This window comes from Microbacterium sp. F01 (genome assembly GCF_056156365.1).
Genome location: NZ_CM149592.1, coordinates 610,191 through 632,330 on the forward strand (window position 1 = coordinate 610,191; position 22,140 = coordinate 632,330).

General features: G+C 70.9%; 21 protein-coding genes. 5 read left to right on the top strand and 16 right to left on the bottom strand.

The annotated features are described in order from the left end of the window. Nucleotides 1-6 precede the first annotated feature (6 nt). From ACVN90_RS02680 to ACVN90_RS02720, 9 genes are all read right to left on the bottom strand, one after another. Complete coding sequence (locus tag ACVN90_RS02680; protein WP_475100658.1) at nt 7-1,524, bottom strand: CoA-acylating methylmalonate-semialdehyde dehydrogenase; 1,518 nt, start codon at nt 1,522-1,524, stop codon at nt 7-9. 46 nt (nt 1,525-1,570) lie between these two features. Further along, nucleotides 1,571-2,887: an aminotransferase class III-fold pyridoxal phosphate-dependent enzyme gene (locus ACVN90_RS02685; protein ID WP_475100659.1), complete on the bottom strand. Its 1,317-nt coding sequence runs from the start codon at nt 2,885-2,887 to the stop codon at nt 1,571-1,573. Nucleotides 2,888-2,955: 68 nt separating this feature from the next. Then, a complete protein-coding gene (locus ACVN90_RS02690) occupies nt 2,956-4,131 on the bottom strand; it encodes an ABC transporter substrate-binding protein (protein WP_475100660.1) in 1,176 nt (391 codons plus the stop codon). A 40-nt stretch (nt 4,132-4,171) separates the two neighbouring features. Further along, on the bottom strand, nt 4,172-5,011 hold the full coding sequence (locus ACVN90_RS02695; protein ID WP_475100661.1) for an ABC transporter permease: 840 nt from the start codon (nt 5,009-5,011) through the stop codon (nt 4,172-4,174). Further along, on the bottom strand, nt 5,008-5,799 hold the full coding sequence (locus tag ACVN90_RS02700) for an ABC transporter ATP-binding protein (RefSeq protein WP_475100662.1): 792 nt from the start codon (nt 5,797-5,799) through the stop codon (nt 5,008-5,010). The genes ACVN90_RS02695 and ACVN90_RS02700 overlap by 4 nt, the downstream gene beginning before the upstream one ends. Next, entirely contained in the window at nt 5,796-6,749 is a 954-nt protein-coding gene (locus ACVN90_RS02705; RefSeq protein WP_475100663.1) for an ABC transporter permease, read from the bottom strand. The genes ACVN90_RS02700 and ACVN90_RS02705 overlap by 4 nt, the downstream gene beginning before the upstream one ends. 10 nt (nt 6,750-6,759) lie before the next feature. Next, on the bottom strand, nt 6,760-7,779 hold the full coding sequence (locus ACVN90_RS02710; protein WP_475100664.1) for a TIGR03842 family LLM class F420-dependent oxidoreductase: 1,020 nt from the start codon (nt 7,777-7,779) through the stop codon (nt 6,760-6,762). Nucleotides 7,780-7,789: 10 nt separating this feature from the next. Next, entirely contained in the window at nt 7,790-9,232 is a 1,443-nt protein-coding gene (gene hydA, locus ACVN90_RS02715; RefSeq protein ID WP_475100665.1) for a dihydropyrimidinase, read from the bottom strand. Nucleotides 9,233-9,244: 12 nt separating this feature from the next. Next, nucleotides 9,245-10,093, bottom strand: coding sequence for a nitrilase-related carbon-nitrogen hydrolase (locus ACVN90_RS02720; protein WP_475100666.1), 849 nt, complete (start codon nt 10,091-10,093; stop codon nt 9,245-9,247). 309 nt (nt 10,094-10,402) lie between these two features. Here ACVN90_RS02720 and ACVN90_RS02725 point away from each other — a divergent pair, with 309 nt between their 5' ends. Together ACVN90_RS02725 and ACVN90_RS02730 are read left to right on the top strand one after the other, a co-directional pair. Then, entirely contained in the window at nt 10,403-11,626 is a 1,224-nt protein-coding gene (locus ACVN90_RS02725; protein WP_475100667.1) for a sensor histidine kinase, read from the top strand. After that, complete coding sequence (locus ACVN90_RS02730) at nt 11,623-12,261, top strand: response regulator (RefSeq protein ID WP_475100668.1); 639 nt, start codon at nt 11,623-11,625, stop codon at nt 12,259-12,261. The genes ACVN90_RS02725 and ACVN90_RS02730 overlap by 4 nt, the downstream gene beginning before the upstream one ends. Nucleotides 12,262-12,267: 6 nt before the next feature. On the opposite strand, the gene ACVN90_RS02735 is transcribed toward ACVN90_RS02730, so the two are convergent. Further along, nucleotides 12,268-12,957, bottom strand: coding sequence for a hemerythrin domain-containing protein (locus ACVN90_RS02735; RefSeq protein ID WP_475100669.1), 690 nt, complete (start codon nt 12,955-12,957; stop codon nt 12,268-12,270). Between the two features lie 234 nt (nt 12,958-13,191). Between ACVN90_RS02735 and ACVN90_RS02740 the strand changes: the two genes are divergently transcribed. Both ACVN90_RS02740 and ACVN90_RS02745 read left to right on the top strand, forming a co-directional pair. Beyond that, nucleotides 13,192-13,974 (top strand): ABC transporter ATP-binding protein, encoded by a 783-nt coding sequence (locus ACVN90_RS02740; RefSeq protein ID WP_475100670.1) that lies wholly within the window; start codon nt 13,192-13,194, stop codon nt 13,972-13,974. Nucleotides 13,975-14,000: 26 nt separating this feature from the next. After that, nucleotides 14,001-15,452 carry an ABC transporter permease gene (locus ACVN90_RS02745; RefSeq protein ID WP_475102048.1) on the top strand — a complete coding sequence of 484 codons (1,452 nt, stop codon included), beginning with the start codon at nt 14,001-14,003 and terminating at the stop codon, nt 15,450-15,452. A gap of 53 nt (nt 15,453-15,505) precedes the next feature. Here the strand turns inward: ACVN90_RS02745 and ACVN90_RS02750 are convergent, their stop codons facing one another. From ACVN90_RS02750 to ACVN90_RS02760, 3 genes are all read right to left on the bottom strand, one after another. After that, entirely contained in the window at nt 15,506-16,834 is a 1,329-nt protein-coding gene (locus tag ACVN90_RS02750) for a ComEC/Rec2 family competence protein (protein ID WP_475100671.1), read from the bottom strand. Beyond that, on the bottom strand, nt 16,831-18,573 hold the full coding sequence (locus tag ACVN90_RS02755) for a hypothetical protein (protein ID WP_475100672.1): 1,743 nt from the start codon (nt 18,571-18,573) through the stop codon (nt 16,831-16,833). Before ACVN90_RS02755 ends, ACVN90_RS02750 begins: the two co-directional genes overlap by 4 nt. Nucleotides 18,574-18,716: 143 nt before the next feature. Then, a complete protein-coding gene (locus ACVN90_RS02760) occupies nt 18,717-19,241 on the bottom strand; it encodes a hypothetical protein (protein WP_475100673.1) in 525 nt (174 codons plus the stop codon). A 183-nt stretch (nt 19,242-19,424) separates the two neighbouring features. Between ACVN90_RS02760 and ACVN90_RS02765 the strand changes: the two genes are divergently transcribed. Then, on the top strand, nt 19,425-20,066 hold the full coding sequence (locus ACVN90_RS02765; protein ID WP_475100674.1) for a 2-phosphosulfolactate phosphatase: 642 nt from the start codon (nt 19,425-19,427) through the stop codon (nt 20,064-20,066). A gap of 6 nt (nt 20,067-20,072) precedes the next feature. Here the strand turns inward: ACVN90_RS02765 and ACVN90_RS02770 are convergent, their stop codons facing one another. From ACVN90_RS02770 to ACVN90_RS02780, 3 genes are all read right to left on the bottom strand, one after another. Beyond that, the gene (locus ACVN90_RS02770) at nt 20,073-20,564 is read right to left on the bottom strand and encodes a SprT-like domain-containing protein (protein WP_056372354.1); all 492 of its coding nucleotides are present in this window, start codon (nt 20,562-20,564) and stop codon (nt 20,073-20,075) included. Between the two features lie 50 nt (nt 20,565-20,614). Continuing rightward, on the bottom strand, nt 20,615-21,142 hold the full coding sequence (locus ACVN90_RS02775; protein ID WP_475100675.1) for a hypothetical protein: 528 nt from the start codon (nt 21,140-21,142) through the stop codon (nt 20,615-20,617). Nucleotides 21,143-21,239: 97 nt separating this feature from the next. Continuing rightward, nucleotides 21,240-22,103, bottom strand: a complete 864-nt coding sequence (locus tag ACVN90_RS02780; RefSeq protein WP_475100676.1) for a spermidine synthase — start codon at nt 22,101-22,103, stop codon at nt 21,240-21,242. Nucleotides 22,104-22,140 lie beyond the last annotated feature (37 nt).

A 22,140-nucleotide genomic window follows, 5' to 3' on the forward strand; every position in this document is an offset into this window, starting at 1 on the left:
CGACACTCAGTCGTGCTGGGGGAAGCCCAGGTTGATCCCGCCGTGCGACGGGTCGAGCCAGCGCGAGGTGATCGCCTTCTCGGCCGTGAAGAACTCGAAGCCGTGCGGGCCGTAGGCCTTGGCGTCGCCGAAGAGCGACGCCTTCCAGCCGCCGAACGAGTGGTACGCCACCGGCACCGGGATCGGCACGTTGATGCCGATCATGCCCACGGTCGCCTCCCGCTGGAACCGTCGGGCGGCACCTCCGTCGTTCGTGAAGATCGCGGTGCCGTTGCCGTAGCGGCTCGAGTTGATGATGTCGAGGCCCTCCTCGTAGCCCTCGACGCGCACGACCGACAGCACCGGTCCGAAGATCTCGTCGGTGTAGACGGTCGACGAGGTGGGCACGTTGTCGATCAGGGTCGGTCCGAGCCAGAAGCCGTTCTCGTCGCCGTCGATCTCGACGTCGCGTCCGTCGACCACGACCGAGGCGCCGTCGGCGCCGGCGACATCGAGGTACGACGTCACCTTGTCGCGGTGCTGGCCGGTGATGAGCGGGCCCATGTCGCAACCGCGCGTGCCGTCGCCGACCTTGAGGCCGGCCATGCGCTCGGCGACCTTCGCGACGAACGCGTCGGCGACGGTGTCGACCGCGAGCACGACCGAGATCGCCATGCAGCGCTCGCCGGCCGAGCCGAAGCCGGCGTTGACGGCGGCGTCGGCCGCCAGGTCGAGGTCGGCATCCGGAAGCACCAGCATGTGGTTCTTCGCGCCGCCGAGCGCCTGCACGCGCTTGCCGTGCGAGGTCGCGGTCTCGTAGACGTACTTGGCGATCGGGGTCGAGCCGACGAACGAGATCGCCCGCACCTCGGGGTGCTCGAGGAGCGCGTCGACCGCCTCCTTGTCGCCGTGCACGACGTTGAAGACGCCGTCGGGGAGCCCCGCCTCGGTGAGCAGGCCCGCGAGCCAGTTCGCGGCGGTCGGGTCCTTCTCGGAGGGCTTCAAGACCACGGCGTTGCCGGCGGCCAGCGCGATCGAGAAGAACCACAGCGGCACCATCGCCGGGAAGTTGAACGGGCTGATGATGCCCACGACGCCGAGCGGCTGGCGCAGCGTGTACACGTCGATGCCGGTCGAGACGTTCTCGGAGTACGCGCCCTTGGTCAGGTGCCCGAGGCCGCACGCGAACTCGACGACCTCCATGCCGCGGGCGATCTCGCCGCGCGCGTCGGAGAGCACCTTCCCGTGTTCGGCGGTGAGGATCTCGGCGAGCTCCTCCTTGCGGGCGTTGAGCAGCTCGCGGAAGGCGAAGAGCACGCCCTGGCGCTTGGCGATCGATGCGTCGCGCCATTGCAGCCACGCCGCGGACGCGGCATCCACCGCCTCTCCGACGTCTTCGCGCGACGCGAACCGCACCTCCTTCTGGACCGTCCCCAGCGCGGGGTTGAACACCTGGCCGGTGCGCTCGGATGCCCCGGCCCAGGGTGCGCCGTTGATCCAGTGGTCGAGAACCGCCGTCTCGGTGCGCGGCAGGGTGTCAGTCATCGTGTTCCTCCTTCGGAAGCCCTCCTCGTGAGAGGGCGTGCACGTGTCACGCGAGGTCGCCTTCGACCTTCGTCAGAGCTTCATCGTAGATCGACATCGCCTCCTGCACCTCCCCGTCGGTGACCACGCAGGGCGGCACGACGTGGATGCGGTTCTCCGCGGCGAACGGGAGAAGGCCCCGCGAGGTGAGCTCCTTCTTGAGTCGCCCGATCACGTCGGCGCCGACCGGCGCGCGGGTCTCGCGGTCCGCGACGAGGTCGAGAGCCCAGAACACGCCCTCGCCCCGCACCTCGCCGATGAGCGGGTGCTTCTCGGCCAGCGCGGCGAGCCCGGGGCCGATTGCATCCTCACCCACACGCCGCGCGTTGTCGACGATGCCCTCCGACTCCATCGCATCGATCGAGGCGATGATGGATGCCGCGGCCAGCGGGTGACCGGAATAGGTGAGTCCGCCGGGGAAGACGCGGTCGTCGAATGTCGCCGAGATCTCGGGCGAGATGATCACGCCGCCCACCGGCACGTACCCGGAGTTCACGCCTTTCGCGAACGTGATGAGGTCGGGCACGACGTCGTACCCCTGGAACGCGAACCAGCGACCGGTGCGGCCGAACCCGGCCATGACCTCGTCGAGGATCAGCACGATCCCGTACTTGTCGGCCAGAGCCCGCACGCCCGCGAGGTAGCCCGGCGGCGGCAGCATGATGCCGGCGGTGCCGGGCACCGACTCGAGCAGCAGCGCCGCGATCGTCGCGGGACCCTCGGACTGGATGACGCGCTCCAGGTGCTGCAGTGCGCGCTCCGACTCCTCCTCGGGGGTCGTCGCCCAGAACTCGGTGCGATAGAGGAAGGGACCGAAGAAGTGCACGTGTCCGCGGGCGTACTGGTTCGGCATCCGTCGCCAGTCACCCGTCGCCACGATCGCCGCCCCGGTGTTGCCGTGGTACGAGCGGTAGGTCGACAGCACCGTGTCTCTGCCCGTATGAAGACGGGCCATGCGGATCGCGTTCTCGATCGCGTCGGCGCCGCCGTTGGTGAAGAACACCTTGGCGAATCCGTCGGGCGCCTTGTCGAGGATCTTCTGCGCCGCCTGCCCGCGGTGGAGATTCGCCGTGGCGGGGCCGATCGTCGCGAGACGCTCGGCCTGCTCGCGGATGGCGGCGACGACGGCAGGATGCTGATGCCCGATGTTGACGTTGACCAGCTGGCTCGAGAAGTCGAGCATGCGGTTGCCTGCGTGGTCCCACACGACGGTGCCCGAGCCGCCGGCGATCACGGGGAGGTCCAGGCCCGCCTGCGCGGACCACGAGTGGAACACGTACGCGCTGTCGAGCTGCTTCGCGAGGGCGTCGAGGTCTTCGGTCATCGCTTCATCCTCCTCGTCGAGGTGCTGGGGCGCCACGCCTCGCGTGACGCCCCAGTCGGTGGTGGTGCCTACTGGCCGCCCTCGGTGAGGGTGACGTCGATCGGCGTGTACTCGCCGGCGACCTCGACGCCCTCCTCCTTCAGCTCGGCCAGCGCCTTCTCGATGTACTCGTTGGAGTACGCCGAAGCCGGCGGATCGGTCGTGATGAGCTCGAGGTCGTCCTGGTTCTTGGCCGACAGGGCGCCCGCGACGGTCTTGTCCCACGCGGCCTTGTCGACGAGGCCGAAGTCGGCGCCGGTCCAGATGAGCTTGTTCACCTCGTTCATCTGCCACTGCTGGTGAACCGGGCCGACGGGGAACGCGGCCTCGGCGTTGGAGGCGATGTCGTAGACGATCGACGCGGCTTCCTCGGGGTTGTCCCGCGCGAAGATCCAGCCCTTCGTGACGGCCTTGAGGAACCGCACCGCCGCGTCGGCGTACGCGGCGTCGTCCGCGAGGCGGGCGGTGTCTGCCCAGATCGCGTCCTGCAGCATCGCGCCCTCGGTGTCCTCGTACGAGATGACGTCGAAGTCCTCGGGTTGGTAGAGCTCACCGGTGTCGGGATTCACGACCTCGAGGATCTGCGCCCACTCGTTGTAGGTCATCGCCTGGGCGGCGTCCACGTCCCTGTCGAGGAGCGCGTTCATCGAGAAGTCCTGCGTCGTGATCGACACGGTGGTCGAGTCGAGGTCGTCCGCGGCCATGGCGGCGAAGATCTCCCACTCGTTGCCGAAGCCCCACGAGCCGATGCGCTTGCCCTCGAAGTCCGCGACCTCGGTGATGCCGTCGCCGGCCCACGACACCTGCAGCGTTCCGGACTTCTGGAACACCTGCGCGATGTCGGTGAGCTCGACCCCGGTGGCCTCGAGGGTGCCGAGCACCTTGGGAACCCACGCGATGGCGAAGTCGACGTCGCCGGCGACGAGCGCGTCCTGCGGCACGATGTCGCCGCCCGAGGGGACGATCTCGACCTCGTCGAAGCCCTCCTCCTCGAAGTAGCCCTGCTCCTGGGCGACGTAGTAGCCCGCGAACTGCGCCTGCGGCAGCCACTGCAGCTGCAGCTTGATCGACGTGAGCGGCTCGAAGTCTTCGCCCCCGCCCCCGTCGTCGCCGGAGTCCCCGGAACCGGAACACGCGGCGAGCGCGAGTGCTGCCACGGTGAGGACGGATGCCGCGGCCAAGCCGCGTCTGATGCTGTGTCTCATTGCGTTCCTTTCGTGTGGTGCATCGGGTACTGCACGTCGGCTACGCCGACGACCGCCTCGTCGCCAGGCGCTCCAGGAGCGAGGTCACGAGGAAGAACACGAGGCCGATGATGATGCCGCCGAGCACGTATGCCCAGGCCAGTGCGGCGCGGCCCGATTTCGCATACGTCGCGATCGCGGTGCCGATGCCGTCGGCGGGGCCGCCGAAGTACTCGGCGACGAGCGCGGCGATGACCGCCAGCGAGCTCGCTATCCGCAGGCCTGTCATGAGGTACGGCAGAGCCGTCGGAAGGGTGAGCACCCGGAAGGTCTGCCACCCGGACGCCGCCGACGCGCGCAGCAGGTCGCGATGCACGGGGCGGGTCTGCCGGAGCCCGCGCAGCACGTTGACGAACACGGGGATGAACGCGGCGATCGTGGCGACCGCCTGGCGCCCGAACTGGCTCGATGCGCCGAACATCGTGTTGAGGATCGGCGTGACCGCGACGATCGGGATGACGGCCAGCGCAGACACCAGCGGCGCGAGCATGCCGTCGACAGGTTTCGCGGCGGCGGCGAGGCCGGCGAAGAGGAGGGCGAGGAGCGAGCCGACGACGAGACCGATGAGCGCATTGGTGGCCGTGATCTTCATGTCGTCGAGGATGATCGGGAACCGCCGCACGAACTCCTCCGCGATCGCGAGGGGGCTCGGCAGCATGCGCGGGGCCGTTCCGAGGACGTCGACCCAGAACGTCCACACCGCGAGGATGATGACGCCGACGACGATCGGCGCGACCCACTTCAGCCAGCCGGGCAGCGCGCGTTCGCTCGGCATCGGGCGCGGCGCTTTGCCCGACGGCGTCGGCGGCGCGGGCAGCATCGTGGTCGCAGCATCCGTCATGATTCGCTCGCCCTCGTGACGGGGGTGCCGTGCAGCGCTTCCCGGACCGCGGTGACGCGGTCGAAGAACTCGGGGGACTCGCGCAGGGCCTCGTCGCGCACCTCGCCGAGGCCCGTCTCGATGACGTCGGTGATGCGGCCGGGCCGCGGGCTCATCACGACGACGCGGTCGGAGAGGAAGACCGCCTCGGGGATCGAGTGCGTGACGAACACGACGGCGGCGGACGTCTCGGCCGCGATGCGGGTCAGCTCGGCCTGCAGGCGCTCGCGCGTCATCTCGTCGAGCGCGCCGAACGGCTCGTCCATGAGGAGGAGCTTCGGCCGCGCGGCGAGCGCCCGCGCGATCGCGACGCGCTGCTGCATGCCGCCGGAGAGCTGGTCGGGGTAGCGATCGACGAAGTCCGAGAGGCCGACGAGTTCGGCGAGCTCCGCGACGCGGGCCGCCCGCTCCGCCTTGCCGGTGCCGTGGAGCTCGAGCGGCAGCCCGATGTTCGCGCCGACCGTGCGCCAGGGGAGGAGCCCCGCCTGCTGGAAGGCGATGCCGTAATCCTGGTCGATGCGTGCGCGCTTGGCCGGCTTGCCGAAGATCTCGAGGGTTCCGCTCGTCGCCTGGTCGAGGTCTGCGATGAGGCGCAGCAGGGTCGACTTGCCGCAGCCGGACGGGCCGATGAGCGACACGAACTCCCCGGCCGCGACGTCGAGCTCGACGTCGGTCAGCGCGACGACCTCGCCGGTCTTGGTGGGGAAGACCTTCCCGACGCCGGCGGCATGGACTGCGAGCTCCGTCATGCGGACGCTTCTCCTCTGCGGTAGTTGGCGAGTCCGAGGCCGATGAGGGCGACGGAGCCGGCGGCGATGAGGCCCAGTGCGATCGAGCCGAAGGTGGGACCCCACGGCGCCGCGGGGTCCGACGAGGCCTGACCCGCGAGCTGGATGAGCATGCGGCCGATGCCGCCGCGCATGCCGATCGACACCTCGGCGACGACGGCGCCGAGCACCGCGTTCGCGGCGGCGAGCCGGAGTGCGGGGAGGAGGTGGGGGACCGCGGCGGGAAGGCGGAGGCGGAACAGCGTCGCCCAGTAGCCGGCGGCGTAGCTGTTCATGAGGTCGAGGTGGATGCGGTCGGGCGACGCGAGCCCGCGCAGCACACCGACGGCGACCGGGAAGAACGCGAGGTACGACGCGATGACGGCGACCGACAGCCACTGCGGCCAGGTGCCGCCGCCGCGGTCGATCTGATTGCCGATCGCGTTGACGACCGGGGCGAACGCGATGAGGGGAACGATCTGGCTCACCACGATCCAGGGCAGGAGGCCCCACTCGAGCAGGCGCCAGCGCTGCATCACGAGGCCCAGCACCGCGCCCACCGCGACGCCGATCAGCCACCCGACGGCGGCGATGCCCAGCGTCACCAGCGCCGCACCGGCCACCGAGACCCACAGCGGCGGGGTGTCGCCGCCGCTCGTCGGCGCGAACAGGCGCGCGGCCATGTCCCAGACGTGCGGCATCGCGCGGTCGTGCGTGCGGGGGAGGAGCATGACACCCGAGCCGGACTCTCCCGGCACCGCGCCGACGATGAAGCCCTCGCTGGGGCCCAGGAACTTGTACAGCTCCCACAGCACGAGCACGGCGAGCACGCCCAGCGCGCCCCATCCCGCCGCGATCCACCCCCGCTGTTGGCCGGTAGGCCAGCTTCGCGGCAGGCCCTGTCGCCGGGCCGACCAGCCGATGGGCCTCATGCGGCTGCCGTCACTTCTTCGCCGTCACGTGGGCCGAGAGCGCGGGGATGACCGTCTCGCCGTAGACGCGGAGGGTCTCCTCCTTGTTGTCGTGCTGGAGGTAGCCCGCGAACTGCGTCACACCGAGTTCGCGCAGCTGCTCGAGCTTGGCGATGTGCTCGTCGGCCGTTCCGAGGATGCAGAAGCGATCCACGATGTCGTCGGGGACGAAGTCGACGTGGTCGTTGTCGGCCTTGCCGTGCGTGTTGTAGTCGTAGCCCTGGCGGCGCTCGATGTAGTCGGTGAGTGCCTCGGGCACGCCTTCGCCGTGGTGGCCGTACTTCGCCACGATGTCGGCGACGTGGTTGCCGACCATCCCGCCGAACCAGCGGCACTGATCCCGCATGTGCTCCCAGTCGTCGCCGATGTACATCGGCGCCGCCACGCAGAAGGCGAGCGACTCGGGATCGCGGCCGGCGGCGGCCGCGGCATCCTTCACCGTCTTGATCATCCAGGCGGCGATGTCGACGTCCGCGAGCTGCAGGATGAAGCCGTCGCCGACCTCCCCGGTGAGCTTGAGCGCCATCGGCCCGTAGGCGGCGACCCACACGTCGAGCTCGGATCCCTGACTCCACGGGAACTGCAGCGTCGCGCCCTTGTAGTCGACCGGCCGCGAGTTGGCGAGCTCGCGGATCACGTGGATCGACTCGCGCAGCTCGGCCATCGTCGTGGGACGACCGTTCGTCACACGCACCGCCGAGTCGCCGCGGCCGATACCGCAGATCGTGCGGTTGCCGTACATCTCGTTGAGGGTGGCGAAGACGGATGCCGTGACCGTCCAGTCCCTCGTCGCGGGGTTGGTCACGAACGGCCCCACCGTGACGCGCTTGGTCTCGGCGAGGATCGCGGAGTGGATGACGTACGGCTCCTGCCACAGCAGATGCGAGTCGAAGGTCCACACGTGGCTGAAGCCGTGCGCCTCGGCGAGCCTCGCGAGCTGCACCGTGCGTGAGGCGGGCGGATTGGTCTGAAGGACGACACCGAAGTCCATGGGCTGCTCCTCAGATCAGGTACTGCGACAGGCCGCGCTTGAGGAACCGGCCGTCGCCCTTGGCGCCGAGGTACTCGCCGCCGTCGACGACGATCTTGCCGCGCGAGATGACGGTGTCGACGTGCCCGTCGATCTCGTAGCCCTCCCACGCGGAGTGGTCCATGTTCATGTGATGGGTGCGACCTTCGCCGTACCCGATCGACGTGTGGCCGTTCGGGTCGTAGACCACGACATCGCCGTCGGCACCGGGCTGGATGACGCCCTTGCGGCCGTACAGCCCGAACATGCGCGCCGGCGTCGTCGACGTGAGCTCGACCCACCGCTCCAGCGTGATCTTGCCCGTCACGACGCCCTGGTACATGAGGTCCATGCGGTGCTCGACCGAGCCGATGCCGTTCGGGATCGCGCGGAAGTCGTCGAGCCCGAGCTCCTTCTGGCCCTTCATGCAGAACGGGCAGTGGTCGGTCGAGACCATCTGGATGTCGTTCGTTCGCAGGGCCTGCCACATGTGGTGCTGGTGGCCCTCCTTGCTGCTGCGCAGCGGCGTCGAGCACACCCACTTGGCGCCCTCGAACTGGCCCCACTCCTCGCTGAACGCGCCGAGCTGCTCCTCGAGCGACAGGTACAGGTACTGCGGGCACGTCTCGCCGAACACGTTCCAGCCCTGGTCGCGGGCCCAGGCGAGCTGGTCGACCGCCTGCTTCGCCGACACGTGCACGACGTACAGTGGCGCGCCGGTCAGGTTCGCCAGCATGATCGCGCGGTGCGTGGCCTCCTCCTCCATCTGCCACGCCCGGGCGATGCCGTGGTAGTACGGCGCCTTCTTGCCGGCCTCGGCCAACTGGGCGGCCAGCACATCGATCGCCGGGCCGTTCTCGGCGTGCATCATCGTCAGCAGCCCGGTCTCCTGTGAGACCTGCATGGCTTTGAGCACCTGCGCGTCGTCGGAGTAGAAGACGCCGGGGTAGGCCATGAAGAGCTTGAAGCTCGACACGCCCTCGTCGACGAGCCCTCGCATCGCGGCGAGGGACTCGTCGTCGACGCCGCCGACGATCTGGTGGAACCCGTAGTCGATCGCGCAGTTGCCCGCGGCCTTCTCGTGCCATGCGGCCAGGCCGTCCTGCACGCGCTCACCGTAGCGCTGCACGGCGAAGTCGATGATCGACGTCGTGCCTCCCCATGCGGCGGCCCGCGTGCCGGTCTCGAACGTGTCGGACGCGTTGGTGCCGCCGAACGGCAGCTCCATGTGGGTGTGCGCGTCGATGCCGCCCGGGATCACGTACTTGCCGGTGGCGTCGATGACCGTGTCGACGGATGCCGCGACATCCGTCCCGAGAAGCTGCGAGCCGGGCGCGAGCACGGCCGCGATCGTCTCGCCGTCGATCAGCACGTCCGCGTCGCCGCGTCCTGTCGCCGAGACGACGGTGCCGCCCTTGATGAGTGTGGTCGCCATGCCCCGCCCCCCTTACGGCTTCGCGATCTTCGTGTAGGAGTCGGGCCGGCGGTCGCGGTAGAACTGCCAGTCGTCGCGCATCTCGCGCACCATCTCGAGGTCGAGGTCGCGCACCAGCAGCTCCTCGTGCTCGCCCGAGCCGCGCTCGCCGACGAAGTTGCCGCGCGGGTCGATCACCTGACTCGTGCCGTAGAAGTCGACGGCGAGGTCGCCGTACTCGTTGTCCTCACGACCCACGCGGTTGGGCTGCAGCACGAAGTAGCCGTTCGCGACGGCGGCGGCCGGCCCTTCCACCTCCCACAGCCGGTTCGAGAGCCCGGGCTTCGTGGCGTTCGGGTTGAACACGATGTGCGCATCGCCCAGGCCCAGCTCGCGCCAGCCCTCGGGGAAGTGGCGGTCGTAGCAGATGTACATGCCGATCCGCCCGACCGCGCTGTCGAACACGGGGTAGCCGAGGTTGCCCGGGCGGAAGTAGAACTTCTCCCAGAACCGGTCGAGGTGAGGCAGGTGGTGCTTGCGGTACTTGCCGAGGATCGTGCCGTCGGCGTCGACGAGCACCGCGGTGTTGTAGTACACACCGGTCTCGGCCTCTTCGTAGATCGGCAGCACCGTGACGATCCCGAGCTCCTTCGCGAGCGCGGCGAAGCGCTGCACGATCGGTCCGTCGGACGACTCCGCGAAGCGGTAGTACTTCTTGTCCTGCGTGATCCCGAAGTAGGGGCCGTAGAACAGCTCCTGGAAGCACACCACCTGCGCACCCTGGGCCGCGGCGTCGCGCGCGAACCCCTCGTGCTTGTCGAGCATCGACTCCTTGTCGCCCGTCCAGGTGGTCTGCGAAATCGCCGCGCGTACCGTCGTCATCGTCTCTCCGTTCATGAACCGGCCGGTGCCGTGTTCGTCCGTCCCTCGGGCGGGTCGGGCGGGGTCCGATCGATGGAGCAGCCCCGCTTCCCGATCCTGGCCATCCGACATTTCCCGTCGGTTTCGGCCTGTGACGCGACAGTAAAGCCTCGCCCCGTGCGGCGCAATGGTCGGCTGGGCAGACCTTATGAATCGAGGGGGACGGATGCCGCAGCATCCGTTGCCGTACATCGCTCGACGGACCCCGCCTGGAGCAGATACAGCGCGGGACGGATGCTGCGGCCCGATGCCCTCGCGTAGCGTGAGACGGTGTTCCGCCGCCTGAAGACGTCCCAGCTCGTGGTCGACCTCATCGTGGCGGCGGTCTTCTTCGGGATCGCGTGGCCGGTCGAGACGGTTCTGACCAGTGGCGCGTACGGCCTCGAGTACGGCTTCGGTTCCGTCGGGCATGCGCTGTTCGGCCTGCTCATCGCGGGGCTGTTCAGTGGCGCGCTCGCGCTGCGCCGCCTGTCGCCGATGCTCGCCCTCGGCACCGCGTGGGTCGGCGCGCTCGTGCAGATGGGGCTCGGGCGACCGCCGAGCTTCTCGGACGTCGCGATCTTCGGCGTGCTGTACACGACCGCCGCCTACGGGTCGCGCTGGGTCTATTGGGCCGGTTTCGCCTCGGCGCTCGTGGGTGCGCTGGTGATCACGGTGTACCTGTTCGCGGGTCCGGTGTTCGCGGGCGGCGGCCTGTCGTGGCAGACGCTGCCGCTGGCGCTCGTGCTGCTCGTGGCCGCCGCGTTCGCCCTCGGGCTCTCGTGGACGATCGGCGCCCTCGTGCGCACCGCCGTGCGAGCGAGGGAGAACCGCGAGGCGCAGCAGCGGGCGGAGGCCGAGACCGCCGCCGAGCAGGAGCGCGTGCGCATCGCCCGCGACATGCACGACGTCGTGGCGCACTCGCTCGCGGTCGTGATCGCCCAGGCCGACGGCGCGCGATATACACTCACGGCTGCGCAAACCGGTGAAGGCGACGGAAGGACACTGTCCGATCCCGCGATCGCGACCGATGCCCTCGCGACGATCTCGACCACCGCCCGCTCGGCCCTCGCGGACGTGCGGCTGCTGCTCGGGCAGCTGCGGCACCGGCAGGGCGACGGGCCGCAGCCCACGATCGCCGATCTCGAGGAGCTGTACGCGCAGGTGCGCACCGCCGGGGTGCAGCTGCGGGTCGACGTCGATCCCGCTCCCCCGGGCGAGCCGCCCGCGGCAGTGCAGCTCGCCGTCTACCGCATCCTGCAGGAGGCCCTCACCAACGCGCTCCGGCACGGCGCACCGGGCGGGCCGGTCGACGTGCGGCTCTCGTGGCTCCCCGACCGCGTCGAGCTCGACGTCCGCAACCCCGTCGCACCGGGATCGCAGCCGGGCCGGTCGGGCCACGGCATCATCGGCATGCGCGAGCGCGCGCAGCTCGCCGGTGGCCGGCTCGATGCGGCAGACGAAGCGGGCGCGTTCACGGTGCGCGCCATCATCCCCCTCGGAGGACCGGCATGATCCGCGTCGCGCTCGTCGACGACCAGTCGCTGTTCCGCGCCGGCATCCGCATGCTGGTCGACTCGCAGCCCGACCTAGAGGTCGTGGCCGAGGCCTCCGACGGCCGCGAAGCTCTTGTCGCGGTGCGTGGATCGCGCCCCGACGTCGTGCTCATGGACATCCGCATGCCCGTCATGGACGGCCTCGCTGCCACCGCCGAGCTGCTCACCGATCCAGAACCGCCGCGCATCGTGATGCTCACGACGTTCGACCTCGACGAGGCTGCCGCGCGCGCGATCCGCCAGGGTGCGAGCGGCTTCCTCCTCAAGGACGCCGACCCCGAGTTCCTCCTCGCGGCGATCCGCACCGTGCATGCGGGGTCGGCCGTGATCGCAGCATCCGCCACTCGAGAGCTGTTCGAGAGATTCACGGATGCTGCGCCCCGACCGGTCCCGCCCGCCTACGCCGAGCTCACCGAGCGCGAGCGCGAGATCTTCGCGCTCGCCGCGCGCGGGCTCTCGAACGCCGAGATCGCGGCCCGCGAGTACCTCTCGGAGGCGACGGTGAAGACGCACATCAGCCGCATCCTCACCAAGCTGGGTTTGCGCGACCGCGTGCAGCTCGTGGTCTTCGCCTTCGAGCACGGCCTGGTGTAACGGCGGTCAGCGACCTTCGAGGGCGGCGCGGTGCTTGGCGTAGGCGCGACGACCGATCACGCGCCACGCCACGCGACCGGGAAGGGGCATGCGCTTGTGCAGCCACTCGTCGCCGCCATCCGGCTGCGCGGCCAGGATCTCGCCCAGCTGCTGCCAGGTCTGGCCCTTCGGGATCGAACGGCGACCGTGCTCCGAGAACCACTCGATCTCGGGCTCGGTGATGGTGTACTCCATCACCGGCACTATGTTCGTCTCCTCGTCGGGCAGATGCACCGCGATCGCCGCGTTCACGCCGGCGAGAGCGGAGAGCACGGGCTCGGCATCCGTCGCCGTCGCGGAACCCCGCCACGCGGGCAGCGCGCGATCGAGCGCCGTCAGGTGCACGAGCAGCTCGGCGTGCTGGGCCTTCATGCGCTCGACGTGCGCGGCGCACGACGGCGCCCGTTCGTCGAGAGCTGGCCACAGGCGTTCGTCCTCGCCTTCGTGGTGAGCGTGCAGGCCCAGCGAGAGCGTCTCGAGCTGCGTCGCGACCGCGGCGGCATGTGCGGTGTCGCCCTCGCTCACGCGTCTCACGAGGTCAGGCCCCTCGCCGAACCCGCGCTTGAACATGCGGTGGATCTCGGCCATCCCGCTGGCGTCGCACGTCTTCGGACCGGTGGGCAGGTCGCCGCTCGGCGGCAGGGGCGTGGCGGGCATCGTTGCTCCTCGCGTCGGTGGTCCTGCGGGAACCCTAGACCCGCGCGCTCCCGCCGCGCCACACGCCGCCGTCCGCACCCTCGCCCCCGCGCCGCCCCCGCCCCCGCCACGCCCGGACCAGCCCAGCGCCAACTCAAACGGGAGCAACGGGGTGCCAGCATCATCCCTGAGATGTAGCGGGATGCCTCTGCGGACCGACGCGGCCGACAGGGGGCCATTCGTACCGTCGTAGGCATGGAACTCTCATCGACCGACCTGGGCCTGGCCGCCCGGGTGCAGCAGCTCACCAAGACCTACGGAACCGGCGAGAGCACGGTGCATGCTCTCGACGGCGTGAGCGTCGGCATCCGCCGCGGCGAGTTCACCGCGATCATGGGCCCGTCGGGCTCGGGCAAGTCGACGCTCATGCACATCATGGCCGGCCTCGACGCGCCGTCCTCCGGGCGCGCGTGGATCGGCGACACCGACATCACGGGGCTCAGCGACCTCGAGCTCACGATCCTGCGCCGCCGCCGTGTCGGGTTCGTGTTCCAGGCGTTCAACCTCGTGCCGACCCTCGACGCCCTGGGCAACATCCTGCTGCCGTTCGACCTCGACGGCCGCCGCCCCACGACACTCGAGCGGGTGCGCATCGACGGCCTCGTCGAGCGCCTCGGCCTCGAATCGCGCCTGAAGCATCGGCCGCACCAGCTGTCGGGCGGCCAGCAGCAGCGCGTCGCGATCGCCCGCGCGCTCGCGATGTCACCCGACCTCGTGTTCGCCGACGAGCCCACCGGCAACCTCGACTCGCGCTCGGGGCGCGAGGTGCTCGCGCTCCTCGCCGCGGCCACCCGCGAGCACGGCCAGTCGATCGCCATGGTCACGCACGACCCGGTCGCCGCGTCCCACGCCGACCGCGTCCTGTTCCTCGGCGACGGGCGCATCGTCGCCGACAAGCCGCGCCAGAGCGCGGAGGAGATCTCGGCCTACATGCTCGCCTCCGAGCTCGGCGCCGACGCCGCGGTGGTGACGTCGTGACCGCCATCGCCGAGACGGGACGACGGATGCCTCGGCCCGCAGCATCCGTCGCGCGAAGCGCCTCCGCGCCGCTCGCGTGGCTCGGAGAGCGCGGCATGGGGGCGAGCATCCTGGTCGCCGCGATCTCGAGCGCGTTCGGCGCGATCCTGCTGAGTGCGACAGGGTTCATCGCCGCGGTGCTGCGCGCCGACCCGTTCATCGGCGAGAGCGGCATGCTCGCGGCCGTGCTCGCGATCATGAGCGTCCTGCTGATCGGCGTCGCCGTGTACGTCGCGGCGATCGTCACCGCGAACACGTTCGCGACGGTGATCGCGGGCCGGACGCGCCGCATCGCGCTGCTGCGCCTGATCGGCGCGTCGGCGCGCTCGCAGCGTTCCGAGGTCGCCCGGCAGGGCCTCGTCGTCGGCGTCATCGGCGCCGTGCTCGGGCTCGTCGGCGGCACTCTCGCCTCGTGGGCGGGTGTGGCGATTGCCGGGGTCGCGTTCGGCATCGACGAGGTGGAGTACGCCGTCGTGCAGCCGGTGCTGGTGATCCCGGCGGTCGTGGTCGCGCTCACGACCTGGGCCGCGGCGTGGGCGGGGTCCCGCCGCGTGCTGACCGTGACGCCGCTGCAGGCGCTCGGCGGCTCGGTCGAGGCATCCCATGATGCGTTCACCCGCAAGAGAGCCCGCAACGGCGCCGCGATCACGCTGTTCGTGATCGGCGGTGCGCTGCTCGCGGGAGGCATCGCGATCGGGCTCGTGTCGCCGCTCGGCGTGATCGTCGCCTTCTTCGGCGGGATCTTCTCGTTCACCGGGCTCGCGCTCGGCGCGACGCTCGTGATGCCGCCGGTGCTGCGGCTCGTCGGCAAGCTCTTCGGGGCGTCGGCGACGGCGCGGCTCGCGTCCGAGAACGCGCTGCGCTACCCCGAGCGCTCGAGCCGCATGGCCATCGGCGTCGTCATGGGCGTGACGCTCGTGACGATGTTCGCGGTGGCGCTCGAGACCGTGAAGGCCGTGCTCACCACCTCCGCCGGGGGCGAGGCCCCGCAGGAGATGACCACGCTGCTCGACACCTTCGCCGGGATCATGATGGGCCTCGTCGCGGTGTCGGCCGTCATCGCCGCGGTCGGGCTCGTGAACCTGCTCACGATCGGTGTGGTGCAGCGCCGCCGCGAGCTGGGGCTGCTGCGCGCGCTCGGCGTCTCGACCGGGCAGGTGCGCCGCATGGTGCTGCTCGAGGCCGCGCACATCACGATCACCGCGACCGTCACGGGACTCGTGCTCGGCATCGCCTACGGATGGGCCGGCGCGCAGTCGCTCCTCGGCGCGGTGCCGATGCCGCCGTCGTTCTCGGCGCCGACCCTCGTCGCCCCCGCCGTGCCGTGGCTCCCGGTGGCGGTCATCGTGGTCGCGACCGCGGTGCTCACGCTCGTCGCGGCGGTGGTGCCGACCAGGCTGGCGACGCGGGTCGCCCCGGTCGAGGCGCTCGCGGACTGACCCGCCGGGGCGGGACGGATGCTGCGGCGCAGGGCTTCGCGCCGCAGCATCCGTCATCCGTCCTTGACGAACGGGACCTGACGGAAGGGGCCGCGCGCGGCGTCGGCCTCGAGTTCGATCCACTCCTCGCCGTCCGTGAGGTCGTCGGTCGAGTAGAGGTCGGCGACCTCACGCAGGGCGGTGACGAGCTGCTGCTGGGGGACCGCGCCGTCGCCCTTGCCGTGGACGTCCTGGCGGGTCGACAGGATGGCGGCGAGCCGTGGCCCGTCGGCCTTGCGTTGCTTCCACAGCGCGTGCAGCGAGCGGGGCGTGGCGTTGCGGCTGCCGTGGTGCCCGACCTTGTACAGGTCGATGCGGGCGAGCCGGTCGCGAAGCTGCGGGTCCTCCTGCATCTGCTCGAGTGTGCGCCGCCAGTTCTCGATCTGCGCGTCGCCCGGGAACAGCATCGACAAGCCGTCGACCTCGAGCAGAAGGATGACGCTGGTGTTGTTGAGTGCGTCGTCGAGGTCGCGCACGAGCCGCGCGGCCGAGTGCGACCGCTGGTTCGCGAGGCGGTCGATGAGCCAGCGGACCGGGCCGGGTCCGTGCGAGATCGGCGCAGGGGCGTCGGCGCCCGCGCCGGCGGCCGAGCCGACCACGCGCAGCGACGCGCCGAGTGCGGCGAGCCAGTACTCCGGGTCGTCCTCGCGCTGCTTCGCGACGCGCGGGTCCTGGTCGACCGTGGGTGGGCCGAGAACTGTCGCGCGCATCCCCGGAACGACGTCGTCGATGCCCGAGTCCACCCCGGCATGCAGGTAGCGGCCCCGATCGCCCACGGAGAGCTCGTCGAGGAGGGCCACCGCTTCGGCGTTCTTGAGCTGGTCCTCGGCGGCCGCCTTGACCTCGTCGTCGAGGCCCACGAGCTGCGTCAGCTTCGCGACGTGCTCCTGGGCCTGTGCGAGCAGCGCCGCGTACCGCACGGAGGCGCGGCTCAGGCCGTTGGGCGGCTCGGCGGCATCCAGGCCCGCGCCGTCCGGGCCGTTCGCGGTCGCCGACAGCCGCGGATCCTCGGTCCACGATCGCAGCACGAGCTTCGGCGCGAGCTTCTTCATGATCGCCGCCCCGGCGTCGACCTCGAACCCGCGCAGATGGTCGCGGTGGCGGTGGGTGACGACGAGCACGTCCAGCTCGCCTTTGGTGTGCTTCTGGACGAGAGCGGCGACGTCGCCCATGCGACCCCGCGCCATGCCTTCGCGCGGCGAGTGACTGGTGCCGTAATCGATGAGGATGTGCCGCTCGGCGCGGCCGTCGGGAAGGGGCTCGTCGTATTCGACCGACACGAGGAAGCAGTCACCGAAGCCGACCTGGTACATGCGGACGCGGACGCGGATCGGAGTGCTCACCATGTCTCCCCGGAGCTCTGTTCGGTGCGGTGCAGCTCGGCGAACGTCTGCCCGCGGGCGGCGCCGTCCGAGAAGCCGAGGCGCCGCTTCGCGTCGAGGCGGCCGGTGCGGGCGAGGTGGTCGAGCCGCAGCTGCTGACGCCGCCAGTCGTCGAGGCGCTTGTGGATGTGCAGCTTGAGCCGGCCGAACTGATCGAAGATCAGCGTGCCGCCGCCGAACAGCTGCACGGGCGTCTGCGGATCGATCACCGCGGAGAGCTGGAGCCCCGACTCATCGGTGAATTCGCGGGCCGTCATGTCGGCCATCTGCACGTATGTGGCGACCGACTCCGGCACGATCAGCCCGTCGGGACCGATCCGCTGCGTCGGCAGCACCGACTCGATCACGGTGTAGTAGTCGGTGGACACGTCGAGGCGGCGGGCGTTCTGCCACAGGAACCGCGACACCTCGTCGCGGTCGCTGCGGAGCCCCGCGAAGTTGATCCCGAGGTAGCGGGGCGGCAGCTCGGACTCGAGCACGTCGGTCACGCGACCGGACGGAAGTCTGATGCCGGCCCTGGCGAACCCGTCGACCAGGAGCTTCCGGTAGCCGAGGTCGTCGTCGGGCACGACCTCGTGGTCGGCGAGCAGCACGGCGTTGAGCAGGTCGCCGAAGTCGAACTCGACCGGCGGCAGGTAGTCGAGGCCGCGGATCAGCATCGTGAGCAGCTGCGACGCCGCCTTCGCGCCCTCCTCGGCGGCCCGCGCGCGGTCGACGGTGACCCCCTTGCCGGTCGTCGCCTCCCCGTTCGGCCGGGAGAACAGTGCCTGCAGCCGCTTGTCCCAGATCTCGATGAGCAGGTCGAAGGCGATCGCCACCAGCACCTCGCCGCGGCGGTGCGGTTCGAGGAAGTCGGTCCGCTTCGCCCAATCGGCGGGCGGCGGGTTCAGTGCCGACTCCCTGAGCGCCCCACGGCCTTGCGTCAGCACACTGCCGATCTGCTCGGCGACGCGGGCGAGCATGTTCCTGCGCAGCGCCGCCGGCTCCACGTGGCTTCGGGGGATGCGCCCGCTCTTGTCGGGCTTGCCGAGCGCCTGCTCGATGACGGGGCGCATCGAGAACACCGACAGCAGCGCGACGATGTCGGCGAATCCCTCGTGGAACGCGGCCTGGTCGGGCAGGCTCGGCTCGAGGAAGCGCCCGCGCAGTCCGTCGAGCACGGCGTGCGTCGTCTCGTGCACCACCACGTCGTGGCTCAGGCACGTGTAGATCGTGTCGCCGGACGGGTCGGCGGGCGGCACGTAGCCGAACAGCAGCGCGCGATCCTCGATCGAGTAGTAGGCGTTGGCCTCGGCGAACGCGTGCGGCACGAGGAACAGCTGATGACTGCGGAAGCCCCACGGCAGCCGTCGGCCGAGCGCCGTCTCGAACGTGGCGAGCGTGCGCGCCGCGGTGGCGTACACGTGCTGCGCGTGGAAGGCCCAGTCGGTGCGGAGGACCTCGTCGCCGGCCTCCGCGAAGAGGTCGTCCTTGCCCAGCGGCTCGTGCTTGACGTACCGGCCGGTGGCGGTGTCGTAATCGACCACATGCAGCCGCGCGCCGCGGGGCCCGTCCTCCATGCGCGACCACGGCACCTTCACGTTGGCGGTGAGGATCCTCGCGTCGTCCCCGCTCACCGTCGGATCCTGCGCGATGAGCCGCAGCGTCACGTGCGTGCGCGGTTCGTCGGCGGGTTCCGCGAAATCGACTCCGTCCGCCATGTCACACCCCCAGGGTCTACGGCTCCCACAATGCAGCGACTTGCCCCGCTCTGGAAGAGGGTCGGCGCGCGGGCGTGATACCGGACGCGGCGGAGGGAGCGTGCGTCAGGGATGAACGGATGCTGCGGCCCGCAGCATCCGTGTCACTCCTCGTTATCGAACTCGGGGTCGTGGGGCTCGGGGTCGTGGGCCCAGGTCGGCGCCAGCGCCTTCACGCGCGCGGCGCGCCACTGCCACATGCCCCACAGCACCGGCCAGAGGAGGGGCGCCGTCGGGCCGCCGATGACGAGGCGGTCGCGCCAGAGCGTCTTGCCGGGCTGGCCGGGTGCGGGCGACACCGCCATCTGGTGGTCCCACACGTCGAGGCTGGCGAGCGGACCGGTGAGCGGGATGCCGCTGTCGCGGAAGATCCGGACACGGCCACCGGGCTCGTCCACCGAGCGCTCGCTGACGTGGATGAGCTGCCGCCCCATCGGCACCGCGCCGAACGCGGACAGCTGAACGGGGACGTCGTCGCCGGGGGCCCACGAGGTTGGCAGGCCGCTCGGCACGAGCGGGGCGAGGTCCATCAGGGGGCCGTAGAGCTCCGCCACGGCGCGGGGCGAATGCACCGCCCGCCACGCGGCATCGGCGTCGCAGTCGATCACGAACTTCAGCAGAATCCGCATGCGCTCCAGTGTCGCACCCGCTCCTCGCGTCCGACCCGGGCTTGCGCCGTACGTTCACATCGGGTGCTGTCACCGAGCGCACCCGTTGTTCACGTGCGGATCGGGTGGTCTCGGTGAGAGCACGTGATGTGAACGCGGGGCACCGAGGAGGGGAACGCGGATGCCGCCGCCTACGCTGGACGGATGCCCGAGAGCGCGTTCGACCAGCACCGTTACCAGGTCCGCCACGACTGGGGGATCGACGGGGTGCGGCGCCTCGCGCCCGCGGACGTCGTCGTGGTGGTCGACGTGCTGCGGTTCTCCACGACGGTGACGGATGCTGTCGCCCGGGGCGAGACCGTGGGGCTCGACGCTGAGGCGCACGCGGTGTCGATCAACGGGGCGGCAGTGGCCGAGGCTGCGGCGCAGTCCGGCGCCGCGGTGCTGCTCGGATGCCTTCGCAACGCCGCCGCCGTCGCCAAGGCCGCGCTCGACATCCAGCACGAGCGCGCCGCGCGTACGAGCATCGCGGTGATCGCGGCGGGTGAGCTCGCCGGGCGCGAGCCGGGGGCGCCGCTGCGGTTCGCGGTCGAGGACCAGCTCGGCGCGGGCGCGATCGTCGACGCGCTGGGCGACCTCGGCGTCGACCACACCTCGCCCGAAGCAGCGGCAGCGTGCGAGGCGTTCCGTGGCCTGCGCGGCGCTGTGCGCCACCTTCTGACCGCCAGCGGCTCGGGGCAGGAGCTTCTCGACCGCGACGCCCGCGACGAGGTGCTGACCGCGGCGGCGGTGGATGCGGCATCCGTCGTCCCGATCCTGCGCGACGGGACGTTCGTCGCGTACTGACCCGGGTCAGTCGCGCGGGGTCATCGCGGCGAGCCGCGTCGCCCGGGTGATCTCGCGGCGCGTCCAGGTGAAGGCGTGGCGCTCGTCGAAGTGCGGGGCGCACTTCGCGCACGAGGTCGGCCGTGTCGCCTTGCGGTGGCGGTAGGCGACGTGACCCGCGGGGCAGACGCCGATCCACGGGGCGAGCTCCGTCGCGGTCTCGCCGTTGTGCGTGGTGCCGCCGACGTAGCCGAGGTCGCGCGCGACGGCCTTCCAGCGCGCGCCGTGGCCGGCGCGCGGCCCGGCGAGGGCGTGCGCGACCTCGTGCAGCAGCGTCTGGTGGTTGGTGTCGTCGTCGTACCGCGCCGCGAGGTAGCGCGACACGCTGATGCGCTTGTGCGTGTAGTCGCACAGCCCGGCCCGGCGCTTCGCGTTGTCGAACGCGAAGCTCCACGAGTCGTCGAGGTGGAGGGCGATGAGGGCCTCGGCCCAGTGCCGCACGCGATGCAGATCCGACATGTGCGCGAGACTAGAACGTATCTCCGACACTCAGGCTGACGGCGCCCACCTCAGCTGGCGACGGATGCTGCGGCCCGGCGCCGGTCGGCGGCGTCGATGGCGAGGAGGGTCGACTCGAGCTGGTCTTCGGTGGCGCCGGACTCCTGGCGCAGGAACAGCGCGCGCTTGAAGTCCTTGCGGGCCGACTCGAAGTCGCCGGCGTCGTAGTTGACCTTGCCGCGGTGCTGGTACGCGAAGGCGCCGATGCCGGCCCAGCCCTGCCCGTCGGCCTCCTCGGCGCACGTGGTGAGCTCCTGGTCGGCGGCGCCGTACGCGCCGCGCGCCTGCAGCACGGTGGCGTGGAGGATGCGTGCCCGCAGGAGGTCTTTGCGGGTGCCGGCCATGCGCGCGACGCGCACCGACTGCTCCGAGATGACGAGCGCCTCGTCGGGGCGATCCAGGACCTTGAGCAGCCACACCCGCTCGAGCAGCGCCGGAAGGCTCCGCTGGTCGCCGATCTCCTCCAGCCGCTCCTTGCACTGGCTCGCGTTCACCTTCTCGCGGAGAGTGTCGGGGTCGTACCCGCTGATGTAGCTCACGTCTGACTCCCTTCGCCGCGCCGGTGGCCTAACCAGTGTGCCTTGCCGCCTCCCCGGACGCTGTCGTGCCACGCCGGGTCGCGGCATCCGTGAACGGTCAGCGGGTGAAGACGGATGCCGAGGGCTTCGGCGAAGGCGTCGCGTCGGCGTCCGTCGCCACCCGCGCGCTGCGCACGAACTCATCCAGCTCACGGCCTTCGGCGACCTTCGCGGGGTGCGGCCCGGCGGCCATGAGGCGAGGGAGCCACTCGGTCGGCAGGGGCGCGCGGGATGCGGCGATCACGAGGTTGCCGAAGCGGCGGCCCTTGAGGGTCTGCACCTCGGCGAGGACGATCACGTGCTCGAGCACGGCCTGCACCGTCGCGACCTCGCGGCGGGCGAACGCGAGGCCCGCGCCGTCGGCGACGTTGACCAGCAGCACGCCGTCGGGAGCGAGGAACCGCGCGGCCTCGGTGAAGAACTCGACGGTGGTGAGGTGGGCCGGTGTCTGCGCCCCGGAATAGACGTCGGAGACGACGAGGTCGGCCGCGCCCACGAGCCCCGCGGGCAGGCGGCCGAGTGCTTCGCGCGCGTCGCCGATGCGCACCCGGATCGAGGCGCCGCGGGGGAGGGGAAGGTTCTCGCGCACGAGGTCCCACAGTGCCGGCTCGAGCTCGACGACCTGCTGGCGCGAGCCCGGCCGCGTCTGCTCGATGTAGCGCGGGATGGTGAGCGCGCCGGCGCCCAGGTGGATCGCGGTGAGCGGCTGCCCGGGCATCCGCAGCCGGTCGATCACCGCCCCCATGCGCGCGACGTACTCGAAGTGCAGGTGCGTCGGATCGTCGAGGTCGACGTGCGACTGCGGTGTGCCGTCGACGTCGAGCTCCCACCCGCCGCCGAACGGCGAGCGCACCACGCGGGCGAGGGTGCCGTCCGAGAGGCGGACGGAGGGGACGGATGCTTCCTCCCGCGCGCGTGCCATGCGCTCCACGTTAGCCGTCCCCGCCTGCCGGCCATGC

Bases quoted from the DNA above. Each gene is read 5' to 3' on its own strand.
- ACVN90_RS02740 (WP_475100670.1), top strand. From the start codon at position 13,192: ATGGAACTCTCATCGACCGACCTGGGCCTGGCCGCCCGGGTGCAGCAG.
- ACVN90_RS02730 (WP_475100668.1), top strand. From the start codon at position 11,623: ATGATCCGCGTCGCGCTCGTCGACGACCAGTCGCTGTTCCGCGCCGGC.
- ACVN90_RS02705 (WP_475100663.1), bottom strand. From the start codon at position 6,749: ATGAGGCCCATCGGCTGGTCGGCCCGGCGACAGGGCCTGCCGCGAAGC.
- ACVN90_RS02710 (WP_475100664.1), bottom strand. From the start codon at position 7,779: ATGGACTTCGGTGTCGTCCTTCAGACCAATCCGCCCGCCTCACGCACG.
- ACVN90_RS02780 (WP_475100676.1), bottom strand. From the start codon at position 22,103: ATGGCACGCGCGCGGGAGGAAGCATCCGTCCCCTCCGTCCGCCTCTCG.
- ACVN90_RS02690 (WP_475100660.1), bottom strand. From the start codon at position 4,131: ATGAGACACAGCATCAGACGCGGCTTGGCCGCGGCATCCGTCCTCACC.
- ACVN90_RS02680 (WP_475100658.1), bottom strand. From the start codon at position 1,524: ATGACTGACACCCTGCCGCGCACCGAGACGGCGGTTCTCGACCACTGG.
- hydA (WP_475100665.1), bottom strand. From the start codon at position 9,232: ATGGCGACCACACTCATCAAGGGCGGCACCGTCGTCTCGGCGACAGGA.
- ACVN90_RS02755 (WP_475100672.1), bottom strand. From the start codon at position 18,573: ATGGCGGACGGAGTCGATTTCGCGGAACCCGCCGACGAACCGCGCACG.
- ACVN90_RS02770 (WP_056372354.1), bottom strand. From the start codon at position 20,564: ATGTCGGATCTGCATCGCGTGCGGCACTGGGCCGAGGCCCTCATCGCC.
- ACVN90_RS02695 (WP_475100661.1), bottom strand. From the start codon at position 5,011: ATGACGGATGCTGCGACCACGATGCTGCCCGCGCCGCCGACGCCGTCG.
- ACVN90_RS02685 (WP_475100659.1), bottom strand. From the start codon at position 2,887: ATGACCGAAGACCTCGACGCCCTCGCGAAGCAGCTCGACAGCGCGTAC.
- ACVN90_RS02735 (WP_475100669.1), bottom strand. From the start codon at position 12,957: ATGCCCGCCACGCCCCTGCCGCCGAGCGGCGACCTGCCCACCGGTCCG.
- ACVN90_RS02760 (WP_475100673.1), bottom strand. From the start codon at position 19,241: ATGCGGATTCTGCTGAAGTTCGTGATCGACTGCGACGCCGATGCCGCG.
- ACVN90_RS02700 (WP_475100662.1), bottom strand. From the start codon at position 5,799: ATGACGGAGCTCGCAGTCCATGCCGCCGGCGTCGGGAAGGTCTTCCCC.
- ACVN90_RS02765 (WP_475100674.1), top strand. From the start codon at position 19,425: ATGCCCGAGAGCGCGTTCGACCAGCACCGTTACCAGGTCCGCCACGAC.
- ACVN90_RS02745 (WP_475102048.1), top strand. From the start codon at position 14,001: ATGCCTCGGCCCGCAGCATCCGTCGCGCGAAGCGCCTCCGCGCCGCTC.
- ACVN90_RS02720 (WP_475100666.1), bottom strand. From the start codon at position 10,093: ATGACGACGGTACGCGCGGCGATTTCGCAGACCACCTGGACGGGCGAC.